The sequence below is a fragment of the Ferruginibacter sp. HRS2-29 genome, assembly GCF_024343615.1.
Classification (GTDB): Bacteria; Bacteroidota; Bacteroidia; order Chitinophagales; family Chitinophagaceae; genus Ferruginibacter.
This window is the reverse complement of record NZ_RJUB01000145.1, coordinates 1-17,195: the sequence shown is the minus strand read 5'-3', so window position 1 is coordinate 17,195 and position 17,195 is coordinate 1. Positions and strand designations below refer to the sequence as shown.

At 45.6% G+C, this 17,195-nt stretch carries 18 protein-coding genes; 4 read left to right on the top strand and 14 right to left on the bottom strand.

The genetic code is table 11. The annotated features are described in order from the left end of the window. Positions 1-134: 134 nt before the first annotated feature. Entirely contained in the window at positions 135-2,126 is a 1,992-nt protein-coding gene (mutL, locus tag EGI32_RS17090; RefSeq protein WP_255156571.1) for a DNA mismatch repair endonuclease MutL, read from the bottom strand. Positions 2,127-2,209: 83 nt separating this feature from the next. Here mutL and EGI32_RS17085 point away from each other — a divergent pair, with 83 nt between their 5' ends. Further along, complete coding sequence (locus EGI32_RS17085; protein ID WP_255156570.1) at positions 2,210-5,104, top strand: glycoside hydrolase family 3 N-terminal domain-containing protein; 2,895 nt, start codon at positions 2,210-2,212, stop codon at positions 5,102-5,104. A gap of 206 nt (positions 5,105-5,310) precedes the next feature. Then, positions 5,311-5,775, top strand: a complete 465-nt coding sequence (locus EGI32_RS17080) for a DUF6452 family protein (protein WP_255156569.1) — start codon at positions 5,311-5,313, stop codon at positions 5,773-5,775. Here EGI32_RS17080 and EGI32_RS17075 read toward each other — a convergent pair. The 10 genes from EGI32_RS17075 to EGI32_RS17030 all read right to left on the bottom strand — a co-directional run bounded on the left by EGI32_RS17075 (position 5,759) and on the right by EGI32_RS17030 (position 12,189). Continuing rightward, positions 5,759-6,355 (bottom strand): pseudouridine synthase, encoded by a 597-nt coding sequence (locus tag EGI32_RS17075; RefSeq protein WP_255156568.1) that lies wholly within the window; start codon positions 6,353-6,355, stop codon positions 5,759-5,761. The genes EGI32_RS17080 and EGI32_RS17075 overlap by 17 nt on opposite strands. Positions 6,356-6,474: 119 nt before the next feature. Further along, positions 6,475-7,026, bottom strand: coding sequence for an ORF6N domain-containing protein (locus EGI32_RS17070; protein WP_255156567.1), 552 nt, complete (start codon positions 7,024-7,026; stop codon positions 6,475-6,477). Positions 7,027-7,287: 261 nt separating this feature from the next. Next, entirely contained in the window at positions 7,288-7,638 is a 351-nt protein-coding gene (locus tag EGI32_RS17065) for a DUF2200 domain-containing protein (RefSeq protein ID WP_255156566.1), read from the bottom strand. Positions 7,639-7,704: 66 nt separating this feature from the next. Next, positions 7,705-8,685, bottom strand: a complete 981-nt coding sequence (locus tag EGI32_RS17060; protein WP_255156565.1) for a hypothetical protein — start codon at positions 8,683-8,685, stop codon at positions 7,705-7,707. Between the two features lie 107 nt (positions 8,686-8,792). Beyond that, the gene (locus tag EGI32_RS17055) at positions 8,793-9,395 is read right to left on the bottom strand and encodes a helix-turn-helix domain-containing protein (protein ID WP_255156564.1); all 603 of its coding nucleotides are present in this window, start codon (positions 9,393-9,395) and stop codon (positions 8,793-8,795) included. Positions 9,396-9,502: 107 nt separating this feature from the next. Continuing rightward, positions 9,503-10,276 carry a type I methionyl aminopeptidase gene (gene map / locus EGI32_RS17050; RefSeq protein ID WP_255156563.1) on the bottom strand — a complete coding sequence of 258 codons (774 nt, stop codon included), beginning with the start codon at positions 10,274-10,276 and terminating at the stop codon, positions 9,503-9,505. A gap of 54 nt (positions 10,277-10,330) precedes the next feature. Beyond that, the gene (locus tag EGI32_RS17045; RefSeq protein ID WP_255156562.1) at positions 10,331-10,714 is read right to left on the bottom strand and encodes a nuclear transport factor 2 family protein; all 384 of its coding nucleotides are present in this window, start codon (positions 10,712-10,714) and stop codon (positions 10,331-10,333) included. Between the two features lie 74 nt (positions 10,715-10,788). After that, a complete protein-coding gene (locus EGI32_RS17040; RefSeq protein WP_255156561.1) occupies positions 10,789-11,343 on the bottom strand; it encodes a GNAT family N-acetyltransferase in 555 nt (184 codons plus the stop codon). 22 nt (positions 11,344-11,365) lie between these two features. Next, positions 11,366-11,728, bottom strand: coding sequence for a DUF1801 domain-containing protein (locus EGI32_RS17035; protein ID WP_255156560.1), 363 nt, complete (start codon positions 11,726-11,728; stop codon positions 11,366-11,368). A gap of 2 nt (positions 11,729-11,730) precedes the next feature. Then, entirely contained in the window at positions 11,731-12,189 is a 459-nt protein-coding gene (locus tag EGI32_RS17030) for a GyrI-like domain-containing protein (RefSeq protein WP_255156559.1), read from the bottom strand. Between the two features lie 281 nt (positions 12,190-12,470). Between EGI32_RS17030 and EGI32_RS17025 the strand changes: the two genes are divergently transcribed. Continuing rightward, a complete protein-coding gene (locus tag EGI32_RS17025) occupies positions 12,471-12,911 on the top strand; it encodes a hypothetical protein (RefSeq protein ID WP_255156558.1) in 441 nt (146 codons plus the stop codon). Positions 12,912-13,222: 311 nt separating this feature from the next. Continuing rightward, positions 13,223-14,050: a DUF3836 domain-containing protein gene (locus EGI32_RS17020; protein WP_255156557.1), complete on the top strand. Its 828-nt coding sequence runs from the start codon at positions 13,223-13,225 to the stop codon at positions 14,048-14,050. Between the two features lie 52 nt (positions 14,051-14,102). Here the strand turns inward: EGI32_RS17020 and EGI32_RS17015 are convergent, their stop codons facing one another. The 3 genes from EGI32_RS17015 to EGI32_RS17005 form a co-directional block, all read right to left on the bottom strand. Continuing rightward, entirely contained in the window at positions 14,103-14,462 is a 360-nt protein-coding gene (locus tag EGI32_RS17015) for a cupin domain-containing protein (RefSeq protein WP_255156556.1), read from the bottom strand. 25 nt (positions 14,463-14,487) lie between these two features. Then, positions 14,488-15,027 carry a GNAT family N-acetyltransferase gene (locus EGI32_RS17010; RefSeq protein ID WP_255156555.1) on the bottom strand — a complete coding sequence of 180 codons (540 nt, stop codon included), beginning with the start codon at positions 15,025-15,027 and terminating at the stop codon, positions 14,488-14,490. A gap of 1,969 nt (positions 15,028-16,996) precedes the next feature. Then, positions 16,997-17,195, bottom strand: a 199-nt coding sequence (locus tag EGI32_RS17005) for a hypothetical protein (RefSeq protein ID WP_255156554.1), incomplete at its 5' end; no start/stop codon positions are given.

The window sequence follows — 17,195 nt, the reverse complement described above, 5'->3', positions numbered from 1 at the left end:
AAAAATGCTCATCGTAATGATGAGCATTTTTCATTTAATATATTTTGCAGTTCCCTTTTTATAATCCTCGTTTTCATAATATTCTTTCTCCTGAACGACCCAGCGGTGGTCGGTCGTCGGTGGTCGGCAGTCTTCTATCTCCCGAACATTTTATCTAATTCATCTTTCTTAAAGCTCATATAAGTAGGCTTTCCGTTCGGTGTGCTATTGGGAGTATTGCAGGCAAACAGATCGGTGAGCAGTGCGGTCATTTCTTTTTGCGACAGCGATGTGCCGGCTTTAATGGATTGTTGCAGCGCCAGCGAACGGAATAATTTTTCACGTTTGCTGAATTTAAGATCGGTGCTGAAATGTTTATACTGCTCCAGCATTTTTTCCAACGCATTTTTTTCATTCCCCTGCGATACATCGGCGGGTGTGCCCTGTACTACAAAACTATTATTGCCAAAAGGTTCCAGCATGAACCCCAGTTGCTGCAGGTCGGGGATCAGTTCTGTCAGCAATACTGCATCAGCTGCCGTAAGATCGATCGATACCGGGAAGAGGCTTTGCTGCACCGCGATCGGTTTGCCCGCTACGGCCTGGGTAAAACGTTCGTAGAGGATGCGCTCATGTGCATTCTGCTGGTTCACCAGTAAATACCCCTTATCATTCTGCACTACGATATAAGCATTGTGCAGCTGCATCAGGTTTTCCGAAATGTATTGTGCATGCAGTAAAGGCGCATGCAACGGCTGATGCGTTTCCGTTTCTATTTCCAGCCCCGCGGTAAGCGGCCTGAACTCCGGATCTACAGGCGCCTCTTTTTCGTAAAAATCTTTCCAGTGCTTCAGCTCACTTTTATTTTCGATAAAATGTGCCTGGTGGCTTTTGGTAAAACTGTTGAACAATGACGATGTAGAGGCTGATGATTTTTTTTCTTCCGTAAAAGGTTTGCTTACCGCATCAAGGTTTTGTATAGAAGCATCAAGATCAAAATCGAGTGTAGGCGTAATGCTGAACTGCGCCAGCGCATGCTTTACCGCACTTTCCACGAAAGCGTATACGATCCGTTCGTCTTCAAACTTAATCTCCTGCTTGGTAGGATGCACATTGATGTCTACCTGCGCCGGATCAAGGCTGATGAACAATGCATACATCGGGTAACTATCCTTGCCGATCATTTCATCAAATGCTTTCATCACCGCATGATTGAGGTAAGCGCTTTTAATAAAACGATTGTTTACAAAAAAGTATTGATCACCGCGGGTCTTTTTCGCCGTTTCCGGTTTGCCTACAAAGCCGATGATGTCAAGATAATCTGTCTGCTCCTGCACACTCACCAGTCTTGCATTGTAGGTATTCCCCAATATCTGCACGATGCGCTGTTTCAGCGATCCTTTCTCCAGATGAAATACCTGCTGCCCATTGGAAGTGAGCGAAAAAAATATCTCCGGGAAACTCATGGCCACCCGGATGAATTCATCCACGATATGTTTTAATTCGGAAGGGTTGCTCTTGAGAAAATTCCGGCGTGCCGGCACATTGAAGAACAGGTTCTTCATGGCTATGCTGGTGCCGGTATGCATGGCAACAGGCTCCTGGCTTTTCACCTGGCTGTTTTCAATTTCGATGAAAGTGCCGGCTTCGTCTTCGGCACGTTTAGTCTTCAGTTCCACCTGCGCCACCGCGGCTATGCTCGCCAGCGCTTCGCCCCTGAAGCCCATGGTTTTGATACGGAAAAGATCGTCGATATTGCGGATCTTGGAAGTGGCATGGCGTTCAAAAGCCATCCTGGCATCGGTATCGCTCATGCCCTTGCCATTGTCTACCACTTGAATGAGCGCTTTGCCTGCATCGCTGATGATCAGTTTGATCTCATCGGCGCCGGCATCCACCGCATTTTCAAGCAACTCTTTCACGGCGCTGGCCGGACGTTGTATCACTTCGCCGGCTGCAATCTGGTTAGCTATGTTATCAGGTAATAATTGAATGATATCGGGCAAAATGGCTCCTTTTTTTAAAAGGCGAATTTCGTGAAAATTTGGGAGACTAGGAAGAAAAGATACTGGATGCTGGATGCCCGCCATGTCTGTCAGCCTGAGCTTGTCGAAGGCGATGATCCTTTGCCAGGCTAAATATGTCACAAGCCAAAAATAAGCGAACTTCAAATTTTAAGAACATCCAGCATCCAGTATCCAGCATCCAGCAACTTTCCTTAAATTTACATATGATTAAACGCATCCTCTTCTTTGCCATTTTTTCCTTTGTTTTTGGATCCTCGTTTGCCCAAACCCCTGCACAACGGTGGGCCGACAGTGTATACAAAAGCCTGAACAACGATCAGCGCATCGCACAGCTGATGGTGGCCCGGTTGTCGACCATCGATGGTAAGACTAAAACCGTCACATTTTTTGAAGACGAAGTTTCAAAGCTGATAAAAGATTATAATATCGGGGGCATCTGTATTTTCCAGGGAAGCCCGGTAAAACAGGCCGATGTGATCAACCGACTGCAGGCACAGGCCCAGACGCCGATCATGATGTGTATCGATGGCGAATGGGGACTGGGCATGCGGATGACCGACAGCGTATTGCCGCTGCCCAAACAAATGATGCTTGGCGCCATGAAAGATGCTACCATCGTATATCAATATGGCCAGCTGGTGGCGGAGCAATGTAAACGTATAGGGATACAGGTGAACTATGCGCCGGTAGTAGATGTGAACAACAACCCCAACAACCCGGTGATCAACGACCGCAGTTTTGGAGAAGATAAATACAAAGTGGCCGATTTTGGCATAGCCTACATGAAAGGCATGCAGGACAATGGTGTGATGGGATGTGCCAAACATTTTCCGGGCCATGGTGATGTGGCGGTAGATTCTCATTACGATCTGCCGGTAATCAATAAATCGATGGCGCAACTTGATTCGCTGGAACTTTATCCCTTCCGCAAAATATTCGCCGCAGGCGTAGGCAGCGTGATGGTAGCGCATTTATACATTCCGGCGATCGATAAAACAACGAACAGGGCTACTTCATTGTCTCCCGAAAATATCAATGGGCTCATGCGGAACAAGCTGGGTTACCAGGGGCTCACGTTTACCGATGCGCTTGAAATGCAGGGGGTGAAAAAATTCTATCCCGATGGGGAAGCATCCGTGCAATCCATCATTGCGGGCAATGATATGCTTTGCCTGCCGGGTGATATACCTGTTTCCATAGAAAAAATAAAAGCAGCTATCGCCAAAAAACAATTGAGCTGGGCGGATATAGAATTGCATTGCAAAAAAGTTCTGGTGGCAAAATATCAATATGGCCTCAGCAGATTGCAGCCGATAAACACCACCAATCTTACTGCCGACCTCAACAGCAAGATACCGGCCATGCGCAGGCTGGTGGCGGAAAATGCCATCACTTTGCTGGCAAAAACAGACAATAGCTTTTTCCCGCTTTCGATTGCGGATAACAAAAAAGGAACGGTGGCTTACGTTGCCATAGGCACCTCAGTAGAAAATGAGCTTGCCAAAAGATTGCGTGCCGATTATGACGCAGCCATATTTTTTGGAAACGATTCTGATCTTACCAATAAGCTGAAAGCTTTTAAAAAAGTGATCATAGGCGTTCATGGTCTTACACGCTCACCGGCTACCAATTTCGGACTCAGCGCAAAAGATGTGAACCTGGTGAAACAACTACAACAGGGCAGCAATGCAGTTACGTTGTTGTTTGGCAATGCATATGCGGCAAAGAACTGGTGCGATGCCGGTAACCTGGTGATCTGTTATGAAGATGATGGCATCATACAAAACACCGTTGTTGATATGCTGCAGGGCAAACTTCCGTTCAGAGGCACTTTGCCCGTGACCGTTTGCGACAACTTCAAATTCGGGACAGGTATCAGCACGGTGTTCAATTATGTGCCGGTAGATACCTTCAACCGCTGGGGGGTGAATGAGAGCAAGCTCTACAAGATCGATTCCATTGCCAACGATGCCATCGCAAAAGGAGCAACGCCGGGTTGTGTGGTGATGGCAGTGAAGGACGGACGCATCATTTATGAAAAAGCATTTGGCAATTACACCTACGAAAAAAACGAACCGGTAACCGTTGAATCCGTATACGATATGGCTTCGGTGACGAAGATCTGCGCTACTACCATTTCCGTAATGCGGTTGTATGAAGAAGGCAAACTGGATCTTAAAAAAAAACTGGAGGATTATCTGCCCTGGGTAAAAGGGACGAACAAGGCGTCTCTTAAAATCGAAAACATTTTGCTGCACCAGGCCGGGCTGGTGGCTTATATCCCGTTTTACAAAGAAACGATCGATGTGCCGGGTTCACCGCCAAAAAATATCTATTCAAAAACTTACAGCGACTCCTTTTCCATCCCCGTGGCAAAGGATTTTTTTATGCGTACCAGCTGGCGCGATTCCATGTATTATAAGATTTTGCAGAGCCCGGTGGGGTCCCAGGATAAATATGTGTACAGCGATAACGATTTTATTTTTCTTGGCAGGATAGTGGAATCGATCAGCGGGATGCCGCTCGAAGAGTATGTGCGCAAAACGTTTTATCATCCCATGGGGCTTACCACTATCGGCTTCAAACCTTTGCAGCGGCTGGCGCCGGCCCGGATAGTACCCACGGAATATGACTCCACTTTTCGGGGGCAGCTGCTCCGCGGTTATGTACACGACCAGGGTGCGGCCATGTTTGGGGGTGTAGCCGGGCATGCGGGCCTGTACAGCAATGCGTACGACCTGGCAGCTGTGATGCAGATGCTGCTCAATGGCGGCACATTCAACGGGAGACGTTATTTGCAAAAGGAAACCATCGATCTATTCACTGCTTACCACAGCAGCATCAGCCGGCGTGGATATGGTTTCGACAAACCGGAAAAAGACAACGCTACCCGCAAAGAACCTTACCCGGCTTTTTCGGCTTCACCGCAAACTTTTGGCCACACAGGCTTTACAGGCACCTGCGTATGGGCCGATCCGGCAAAAAACCTCGTGTATATCTTCTTGAGCAACAGGGTACACCCAAACGTGAGCAACCTCCTGCTCAATATGAATGTGCGCCCGAAGATCCAGGAAGTGCTGTATAGTGCAGTGAAATAAAACCGATGCCGGATACTGGTTACTGGTAGTTTGTTATGATGGGAGCCGATTTATTTTCTGAAATCTTATAAGTATAGAGTTTAATAACTTGCCTTTCCAAAATTAATCCAGCATCCCCCTTTACAATTAATTAACCCCATGTTAATTAAATAGTTTTAATATACAGAGTTTGTAGAGTATCTTGCTTCCGAATCTTCAACTGCATTATGAATAAAATAGTTCCCGGTTTGCTCATCGCGGCAAGTTTGTTATATACTTCCTGCGCTGATGAATATACTATCTGCGAATCTCCGGTAAACGTAACGCTCAATGCGGATTTTTACAGGAATAATGGCACATCCGATGTGCTGACACAGCCTGGTTCTTTCTCGCTCACTACCTTGTCGGGGATCTCAATGCTTACTAATGTATCCAACCGCTCAGGGTTCCAGGCGCCACTCAATCCCGTTACCGATACCGCCGGCTTTATACTCAGTATTGAAGGAAATATACCGGATACTTTTAAAGTGGCTTATACCACACAGGTTCAAACAGTTTCGGCCAATTGCGGCAATGTGAACATCTATACTGTTTCTGCCGTATCCACCACCCATCATATCATCGATTCTATAAAGCTGGTAAACCCGGCCGTGAATACTTTGCAGCAGCAGAATATCAGGATCTTTTACTGATTCGGGCGCCCGTGTAAAATTCTTTTTCCGACAACTCCTTTACCGTTCCCGGCGCAATGCCTTCAATGGTCAGCTGCTCCATGCTCAGCCTTATTAGACGCAGACAGCGATGACGCACCGCCAGCACCATTTTGCGTACCTGGTGATATTTACCTTCGGTCAAGGTAATGAGCAGCCAGGTGTGCGGATATTGCTCCCGGCGGTCGGAGGCGAAAGCATAAAGTGCCAACGGATCTTTTATGATCTCAATACCCGTTGGTACAGCGGTGTGATATTCGCCTCCTTTGATGCGAATGGGGATACCGGTTTTTAGTTTTTGCAACGTTTCATCACTCATTTCGTTTTGCACCATCACCAGGTAAGTGCGCTTGTGTGGTTGTTCGCCAAGAAAGATCAGGCGGGTCACTTTTTTATCGGTAGTAAGCAGCAGCAGCCCTTCCGATTCATTGTCGAGCCGGCCGATGGCATGTGTCCCTTCGGGAAAAGTAAAATCAATGTCCCCCAGCAACCTCACAGCATGGGTGCTCACAAATTGCGAGACCATGTTGAAGGGTTTGTTGAGGATGAAATAACGAGGCAATGAAGAATTAAAAATTAAGAATTAAGAATTAATGCAAGTTGGTATTGTTTAAACCTTGTGCTTGAAATCACAAATTGTACCTGTTAAAGATGGCACTTAGGTTCAGGAATTCTTGCAAGTTATTTATTAAATCCTATTCTTTGCCTATGCTCCCATTTTCTTTGGGCACTCTTTCCGTCCAGCAGATTTTCCAAGGCATCATATAGCTGGTTTAATTGTGCATCATGTTCACCAAGCCGTTTCTTTATTTCTTTTAACTGCTCTTTCAGGTCGACATGATGCAGCACCGCTTTTTTGATGGCAACAAATGTTCGCATGATGGCGATGTTCATGGAGATCGCCTTATCAGAATTCAGGATATCGCTAAGCATGGCCGCCCCTTGTTCGGTGAAAGCATAGGGTAAATAACGGTTCCCTCCTTTTTTCTTTGAGGTTTCAATTTGAAACCTCAAAGGATTTTCCCTGTGCTGTAATTCAGATAACAAAATTTCATACTCATCTTTTGTAAGTTGGAACATGAAGTCTGCAGGAAATCTTTTCATATGTCTTTTTACGGAAAGATTTAAGGACTTAGTTTCCACTTCATACAAAAACGCCAGGTCCCTATCCAGCATTACCCGCTCCCCACGTATTTCATATATCCTGTTTTGAATGCTTTGTATTATTTCCATAGAGTCATATTACTATGCAAATATAAATGCAGGACAGGCTTGCAAAAAGGAGAAAAAACTCCTTAATGCCCGTTGTTTTTCCCTTACGAAAAGGGGGGACTAATCTGAGATGTATGATCTATGATCTATGATATTTTTAGGATTGAACTTCTTACGAGGATGGGCAAAATAAAACCCGCAATGCTATAAACTGCATTTTCATTTTGCGTAGCAAAATAATCAGCGAAATCTTTTCATCTTTTTTAATCTGCGATTTTCCCCCTAATTCCTCAATATCTTTTCCATCGCCTTTCCTTTGGCTAATTCATCAATCAGTTTGTCGAGGTATCGTATCTTTTGCATCAGCTTGTCTTCAATTTCTTCCACCCTGTAGCCGCAGATCATACCGGTGATCTTGCTTACACCGGGGTTGAGCTGTGGCGCTTTGTCGAAAAAGGTTTCAAAATCGGTACGGTTTTCAATCAGCTTTTCCAAAGCTTTTTGCGTGTAACCGGTCAGCCAGCGGATGATCTCGTCGACTTCGGCTTTGGTGCGGCCTTTCTTTTCTGCTTTGGTGATATAATGCGGATATACACTTGCAAATGATGTGGTGAAGATGCGGTGTTTTCCCATTTTGTATTGTTTATCTTAACAATCAATTAGCCCGATTCATTTAATTTCTAAATATACAAATCTCTTTTACGGCACCTGCATCAACCCGAATTTTTTATTCTTTGTATCCAGCACAAGTTTATACTCCAGGAAAAGTTTATTTCCCGTCATTCCCCCGATGCCCATCTTCTGCATCTGTTCGGCTTGCGTAGCACTCACCCCGTCAATGTAGGTGGTAGAATGTAGCCGCACGTTTTTTCCCCCAATAAAAACACTGTCATTGCTGGCACGGGTATTTGCAACAAGGTATTTATTCCAAGACCACACTTTGTTTTGTACCAGTTCGCTGCCCGGGATGGCAAGCGCTTCACAGGAGGTTTTATTCGTCAGCAGTTCGTACATGCTCGATCCGGTGTCAAAATAGAGCAGGGTTTGTTTGCCCCCTATTGTTGCGGGCAACAGTACACGCCTGCTGGCATATATGAAACCGGAGAAAGACATCCCGGAAAATTCACCGGGGATCGTGTCCGCCAATACCAGTTTTTTGTTGGGGTAATCAATGACCGCTACTTTCCCATCAATCAGGTCGGCACCTATGGTTCCGATTATTTCAACAGCTTTTTTATTTTTCCACTCAATGGAAGAACTGTCAAATTGTTGCACCGGCATTTCTTTTGCCAAAATGGATGTTGAGCCAACCTTGAAAGAAAAATTCACCAGCTTTCCGGAAGTATCGTTCCATTGTTTTGTGCCGGGATACCTTGCATGTATCGCAGTCAGTTTATTTTTGTAAAATAACGAATAGGGTAAGCCAAGGTCGAATTGCATGTAAAATTGTTTGGGACAACCGGGCAATTTCACAGGCACCAGCAAAGCCGCATGTGGTTCTGATCTTGTACCAACCAGATCAGCCTTCCAGTAAAGCGGGATCGAAAAAGACTTCCCGGGCAGTACAAGTTGATTGGCTGGAAGTGGCGGCATCGGTTGCGCCACCAGGATTTTTGCCAGCAAAGAAAAAATAAGAACCAGGGAATTTTTGTGAAAAATCCTGAAAGCTATCTGCATCATAATTTATTTTTTTATGATGCAAAACTATTCCCAAGGCTCACAGGTTCAGCCGTCATTTGCCCGACATTGACCCGACATTGACGTGACAAAATTTGAAAATCAATCTATTACGCAGTAGTATTTACACCAAAATGTAGTTTATCAATACGCCTCAAATTCACTGCAATAATGATAGCGTTGAGGAGGTACATCGTAAAAAACGGAACAAGGTAATTGATGAGGTAAACTTTTCCCGACCAGGAAGCCATGCTGAGGTTATACGCCAGCGTGAGGAGCATCAGGAACCAAAGAGTAAATTTCCAATACAATTGACCGCGGATCACTTTCCTGGCAAAAGCGATCACCAAAGGATTTTGCTCATTTGATCTTTTGAGGATATGTCTTGGTATCAAAAAATGAACAAAAGGGAGCACGATGTAGCTGAAGCAAGAAAGACAAAGCATTTTGAGAAAATGTTTGCTGTCTTCCTCCTTGTAAATAGTGGATTGTTTTTCCGGGAGACCTATATTCTCCGCCGCTTGCATGGTCAGCTCTTCAAAACTGCTTTCCAGTGCTGCCGCAATCGCTTTTATCGTGAACGGCCTCGGGGCACTTTCACCACTTTCAATCCGCTGAATAGTCCGCACGGTCACATTCGTAAGATCCGCCAGTTGCTCCTGGGTGAGCCCTTTCTTTTTTCGTGCAGTAATTATTTTCTGGTACAACTCCATTCGGCTGAAAATTTGTGATTACACGAATTAAAGCGAATTACACCAATCAGCGGAGAATAACACCTGAATATTCATTTAAAATAATTCGTGGAATTCGTGGAATCAGGTCAATTCGTGTAATTATTAATCCCGTTCATCTCCGTCAATATCATCGGCACTCCATCCGTCACCACGATCGTATGTTCGTGCTGCGCCATGAAGCCGCCTTTGTTGCCCACCATCGTCCAGCCATCCTTTAAGGTATCGGCATAAGAGGAAGTGGTGGAAATGAATGTTTCGATAGCGACAACAGAATTTTTCCTGAACCTCGCCTGGTTATATTTATCCCTGTAGTTGGCTATTTCGCCCGGTTCTTCATGGAGGCTCCTGCCAACCCCGTGGCCGGTTAGGTTTTTGATCACTTTGTACCCGTATTTTTTCGCTTCGGTTTCTATGAGGTAACCGATATCCGAAATGCGTACTCCGCCTTTGATGTTGTGGATCGCTTTATGTAAAATTTGCCTGGAAGCGTCTACCAGTTGTTGATGCTGATGGATATCTTTTCCCAATACAAAAGAATTCCCATTATCCGACCAGTAACCATCCAGTTCGGCAGACACATCGATGTTGACCAGGTCGCCTTCTTTCAGGATCGTTTTATCAGATGGGATGCCGTGGCAGAATTCGTTATTTACGCTGATGCAGGTATAACCGGGAAAACCATACGTGAGATAAGGGGCCGATTTTGCCCCGAAACCCGCTAATATTTTTGCACCAAATTCATCGAGTTCTTTTGTGGTCATGCCGGGTTTTGCATGATCGCTCATTTCGCGTAAAGTGCAGGCCACCGCTTCGCTGGCCTTTTTCATCCCGATAAGTTCTTCTTCTTTTGTTATGGACATGGTAATATGTTTTGTCTTAACCGGTACAAAGGTACATCATCTTCCGCTGGCCGTTTATTCCATTTCAATATCCATCCTCCGCAGCAATCCATCCTGCACGGTGTAGATATGCTTTACAGTTCCGTCAAACAACACATTTCCCTGCAGGTCTTTCACGTGCTGATGTACAGATACTTCAAAAGTCCCGTCCGGCCTTTCTGTGATGCCCACCGGTTCTACACGGGGATTGATCTCCGTCCATTGCCTTGTCCAGTACGCCCGTATTTCGTCATGCCCGCTCACATAACCGCCTTCAAATGCCTTTGGCCACTGCACATCAGCATGCATAGTGGTGAGGGCGGTATCGATATCACGGGAGTTGAAAGCGGCGTAAGCTTTGTGAATGAGTTGGTTGATGGAGGTGAATTCGCCAGACTGGTATTTCAAAGTGATCGCCATATTTTTATAAAAGACTTAGATGAACATTCAAAAGTTGTTTTCTTACCCAAGGCTTCGTTGCAACCCGCCCTATTTTACTTTTGCAGATCCGTGGCGCCAAACTCTTTCTCCAGGATTGAATAAAAGAAATTATCCACCCACTTGCCACGGATGGGCAGTATCTCCCTTTTTCTGCCTTCCCGCGTGAAGCCGGCTTTTTCCAACACCCTGATAGATGCCCGGTTGCCTACGGCACAGCCGGCTTCTATGCGATGAAGCGTTAATTCGGCAAATCCAAATCTCAGGATCTCCGCCAGCGCTTCGCTCGTATATCCTTTGCGCCAGAATGCGGGATGGGTTTTAAACCATACTTCAGCGATCCGGTAATTGGCTTTGCCGGGTTTCAATCCGATGAGCCCTATAAATTCATTTGTTTCAGCCAGGCTCACACAAAATGTATATGCTGCACGCGGATCGGCCTGTTGCAATTGTATCCAGTTTTCAACAACCTGTTTTGTTACTTCGATCGACGCGGGGATGCCAAGCGTATTGAATTCGTCCGTTTCGGGCAGCGAATGCAATTCGTGGATGGCATCGAGATAACCGACAGAGATTGCTGAAAGCGATAAACGGGAAGTATGGAGTGTCATAAATTTTCAATTGAGTACGGGTTCATATTTTTATTTCACCGGTTTTATACAGGCCGATCGCTTTTTGCAAAATAGTTTCTATCAGCTTTATCGGCAGGTCTTCCCCGGGGTCCAGCAGCATGATCTTCATGCGGCTACGCCCTTCCTGAATCAGCAATGGCTCGTCGAATCGGTTGCCTTCCACTATCCCGAGATAAGGTTGCCCGTATTTTTTGTGTACCCACAAATAACAAAACATTTTCCCTTTGTAACAGAAAAAAGGCATACCATATTTCCAGGTATGCGCCACATCTTTATCCTGCTGCAAAATGATCTCTTTCATCGCCAGCATTACACTTTTGATGGGTTCGTTTTGCCGGGCATAAAAATTATCGGATTCTTTCATGCTCATTTTACTGCGATGAATATGTCTACTTCGGCATTCTGCTGATCCTGCGCACGTTGTCCATACACTTCAAAGTCGGCGGTAAAAACCCTTTGCAGGCCTGCGTTCCAGATCTTCACCCAGGCATCGTACACAGCACCCTGCTGAAGATTTCCCGCGGCGGTAAATTTTTCGTAGCTGGCTTCTTCAAAGGATTTCCCTGTTAGTCCTTCAGGGATTTTTTCCAGGTTTTCTACTTTACACCCCAGCAAAGTGGTATATGGTTTTGTATGGTCTTTTTCATATTCCGTGTAAATGCAGTAAAGCTCATCGCCGATCCTGCCCGGTATTTTAGTTGCTATTCCTTCCGACAGGAATGTATTCCACAACGCAGGAATGTCTTTTGCTGCCTGGCCGTTTTCGTTGGTAGTGCGTACGGAAATACCGATGATATGGAAGGAAGGGATTGTTTGAATGCTCATGTATAAGATTTGATTATTGCCAAAGATAAAATGAAGATATCTTATATAAACCGAAAAAAGATGTAAGCGAACCTTTCGTGGGGACACGAAACGAGGCGCGGGTTATTGCGCTCTAAAACCCCCGGAGGTTTTAGAAACCCCGGAGGTTTTGGAAACCTCCGGGGTTTTTAGACGCCAAATGTGAAAATTTTACAAAAGCTTTTTTACCATTAAACAACTACCGGCCAATCTGCTCTTAGCCGCGATACCATTTTTATACTTTATACAAATAAACATTTTCTATGAAAAAGATCGCTACTTACATTGTTCTCTTCTCCCTTGGCGCTGCCACCTTTACGAGCTGCGCCAAAAACACCACCAAAGGCATTTTCGGTGGACCCAGCGTTGGGGGTACTGTAGTAAAAACGGTTGCTACGGTAGTCGGCCTTATCCTCCTTTCGAAGCTACTGAAAAATGTATTTAAAACCGTTACCGGCAATTCTGCTTTCGCCGGCCTGACCCAGGATCCGCAGTTCAAGTCAACCTTCAACGAGGATACCCGGCTGGATGCCATCGCCAAAAATGATTTTACAAAAGCTGCTTTGCAATTACTCGTTTCCCAACATTACAAAATACCGCTACAGACCGTTACACAAAATTACAATGGGCTGACCACCGCTGCTGATCTGGCGACTTTTATCGGGCAGAATGCGGATGCGAAAATTTTGGAAGGGATCAAATAAGCAGACTTTCCTTTTCCTGCCGCAGGATGCCGCCGTATAGTCGCCAGGCCAACGGCAAAAAAAAGATGCGGGGAAGACGGGAAGAAATGAAAAGGCGCTAAAGGAATGCCCAATTCTCAAAAGCACGCAACTCACCCCCAAAAAACAGGTGGCACGCAGCAGCTCCGCTATCCACAATGAGTTAGGTGCCAGCTATATCATGAGTTATCCATCTGCCCTAAAAAATACCGTCTGCAGGGTATCGATAAAAATAAAATGCGGAATACCTTTCGGTTAAGCCTGTTTTAATCACGCCACTTAAAATGAAAGCTATGTACCGCGTTTTACCATTGCTGTTGGGAGTTTTTCTTTTCGGCCATTGCATCGCCCAGGAAACCGATTGGGAAGCAAATCAACTGAAAGGAAAAGTGAGATCTTTTACGCACCTCGAAAACTACCGGTACAAAAGAACCGGCCAGCGGACCGACTGGGAAATACTGTACAATAAAAAATATTCGTTCGACCATGCAGGCCGTTATACAGAAACTGCTACATTGAACCCGGCTGGCGGCACGAGTTACAAGATCACCTACACCTACGATAAAAAGGCAAATGCGGCCACCATCCGCTATATCGACAAAGACGAAGATCAAACCAAACAAAACCAATGGATCTATAACGATAAGGGGCAGCGCATCACCAACCAGGAATATACAAAAGACAACCAGCCCGACTGGCGTTATACCTACACCTACGATTCAAAAGGCAACAAAGCCACGATGGAAAGCTACCGCCCCGATGGCTCGCTCTACAGCAAAACCACTTACACGTACGATGCCAACGGATACGAATCGGGGTACCTGTTGAAAACAACCGGATACGCCAACAGCGGCCGAAGTTATATCAACGACAGCAAAGGCAATAAAACAGAAGAGATCTGGCTGAATGGAAAAAATGAGGCCAACTTCCGCTTTGTAAGAACGTATGACAGCAATGGCAATGTAACCGAAGAATTAAAATACAAAGGCCGGGACAGGCTGCTGGATAAAACCTCCTGGAAATATGAATACGATAAAAAGAACAACTGGATAAAACGCACCCAATATAGCAGCGACGGTGTGGAGTATGATATAACGGAAAGAAAAATTGTGTATTATTAAGATGAGGTATTTCTTCTTTGCCCCGGTTGGTGCAGCCCGGGGCAAAGAAAATTCAGATCTCATCTAATTTTTCTTTTGTAAACACCCCGGTTGTATCGCCCGTATTCAATGTCTCTTTCGGTTCAAAAAGCAGTACCCACGCTTCGTCCGGGGCAACCGGCCTGTGCTCGACCCCTCTTGGCACAATGATAAATTCATTTTCATGAATGGTCTCTGTCCTGTCCCTGAACTCGATGGTAAGCACCCCTTTGATCACCAGGAACAACTCGTCCTCATGGTCGTGTTTGTGCCATACAAATTCCCCTTTTACTTTTACCAGTTTTACATGCTGGCCATTCAGCTCACCTGCAATTTTGGGAGACCATAGATCGGTGAAGAGAGAAAATTTTTCGTTGATGTTGACTTTGTTCATATTGATAAATTGTTCAAATTACAAGCTACTTTATTTCATTAAACTCTTGGGCCGCCAATTGGAATAGCACAAAATCCCCTTCGGCAATCTCCGTCTTTTCAAAATTAAATTTCTCCAGGAGTCTTGTTGAATACCCGTTTTCAGCATGTGTAAATGCTTCAATCATTTTTACACCGATATGCCGGATGGCAAAATCTATCACGGTTGAAACCGCTTCCTGCATGATCCCTTTTCCCTGGAAACCAGGCAATAATTCGTACCCTATCTCCGCCCTGGAATTATCGTCGGCAAAGTCGAACAAACAGATGGTGCCCACCAGGTTTGCTGAACCGGCCAATGAGATTGCCCAATAAACAGCGTTGCTGGCCGGGATATTTTTATCGATCATCTCAATGAAAGCCTTTGCATCACCGATTGATTGTGCCGGGGTCCTGTCGAGATATTTGTTTACGTGCTCGTCGGAACGCAAGGCAAATATTTCTTTTTCGTCGGTGGCTACAAGTTGGCGCAGGGTGAGCCGAACTGTTTTTAAAACCGGGAATGGTGAAAAATTTCTGTTTGCCATGTAGAAACAATTAAAATGTTGCCTTTGTTTTATAATCTGGATTTACCAATGTTAACAAAAAATATTTTCATCTATGAGTTTTAGATAAATCTAAAGTAGAGCATGCAGATAATTCGCCGTATCCTTCAGTCCTGCGTTTCGTAATTGATCTAATACTTCGAACTCATACGCATCTTCTTCGGAAACACCCTTTTCGATTGTCACTCTTTTCCATTCGTCAAAAATATGTTCGCTCCACTTTGGTGTATAAAGATCGTAATGGGCAAACCAAAAAAGTATATCCCGTATAATAACGGGATAAACAACATTCGTATCCAATACAGCCGTAAATCAAAAGCAAGCGGGAATGGCAACGAAATAAAAAAAACAAAAAAAGAATTGAAGTGTTTTGATCTTTAAGGGGGACATGTTGAGTATTGTTTAAAATGAAGGGGCGGTTGGTATCTTTCTTAAAGATAATGTGTGGATGGGATAAATGTTACAGGTAAGGTGGCAGAGAGGAGAAAATTATCAACCAAATGCCCCGCCACAGCCTTTTTAGCTATGGCGGGCCTACCGGAACCGTCGGCAGTGGTTACGCTACTGGCGCCAGTGTTCCGAAGGATCACTGGTGTCTGTATAAGTGTGCAGGGCTGCGACCGGGCTGGAACCGCAAATCCTAAAATAAAAATACCAATTCTCAATAGCAACCAGGAGCAAAAGAAAATTGTGGAACTGATGCCGGTCGCAGACCTGCTACCTTAGTAAGACACAAGTGGTCACGGAAGTTCTTTGATGGAGGAAGTTGTGCCGTGAACACTTGCGCCAGAGGGGAGCCAGAGGGAGTGTGGATGGGATAAATGTTACAGGCGAAATGGCAGAGAGGAGAAAATTATTAACCAAATGCCCCGCCGCAGCCTTTTTGGCTGTGGCGGGGCATACCGGAACCGTCGGCAGTGGTTACGCTACTGGCGCCAGTGTTCCGTAGGATCACTGGTGTCTGTATAAGTGTGCAGGTCTGCGACCGGGTTGGAACCGCAAATCCTAAAATAAAAATACCAATTCTCAATAGCAACCAGGAGCAAAAGAAAATTGTGGAACTGATGCCGGTCGCAGACCTGCTACCTTAGTAAGACACAAGTGGTCACGGAAGTTCTTTGATGGAGGAAGTTGTGCCGTGAACACTTGCGCCAGAGGGGAGCCAGAGGGAGTGTGGATGGGATAAATGTTACAGGCGAAATGGCAGAGAGGAGAAAATTATTAACCAAATGCCCCGCCGCAGCCTTTTTGGCTGTGGCGGGGCATACCGGAACCGTCGGCAGTGGTTACGCTACTGGCGCCAGTGTTCCGGAGGATCACTGGTGTCTGTATAAGTGTGCAGGTCTGCGACCGGGTTGGAACCGCAAATCCTAAAATAAAAATACCAATTCTCAATAGCAACCAGGAGCAAAAGAAAATTGTGGAACTGATGCCGGTCGCAGACCTGCTACCTTAGTAAGACACAAGTGGTCATGGAAGTTCTTTGATGGAGGAAGTTGTGCCGTGAACACTTGCGCCAGAGGGGAGCCAGAGGGAGTGTGGATGGGATAAATGTTACAGGCGAAATGGCAGAGAGGAGAAAATTATTAACCAAATGCCCCGCCGCAGCCTTTTTGGCTGTGGCGGGGCATACCGGAACCGTCGGCAGTGGTTACGCTACTGGCGCCAGTGTTCCGGAGGATCACTGGTGTCTGTATAAGTGTGCAGGTCTGCGACCGGGTTGGAACCGCAAATCCTAAAATAAAAATACCAATTCTCAATAGCAACCAGGAGCAAAAGAAAATTGTGGAACTGATGCCGGTCGCAGACCTGCTACCTTAGTAAGACACAAGTGGTCACGGAAGTTCTTTGATGGAGGAAGTTGTGCCGTGAACACTTGCGCCAGAGGGGAGCCAGAGGGAGTGTGGATGGGATAAATGTTACAGGCGAAATGGCAGAGAGGAGAAAATTATTAACCAAATGCCCCGCCGCAGCCTTTTTGGCTGTGGCGGGGCATACCGGAACCGTCGGCAGTGGTTACGCTACTGGCGCCAGTGTTCCGGAGGATCACTGGTGTCTGTATAAGTGTGCAGGTCTGCGACCGGGTTGGAACCGCAAATCCTAAAATAAAAATACCAATTCTCAATAGCAACCAGGAGCAAAAGAAAATT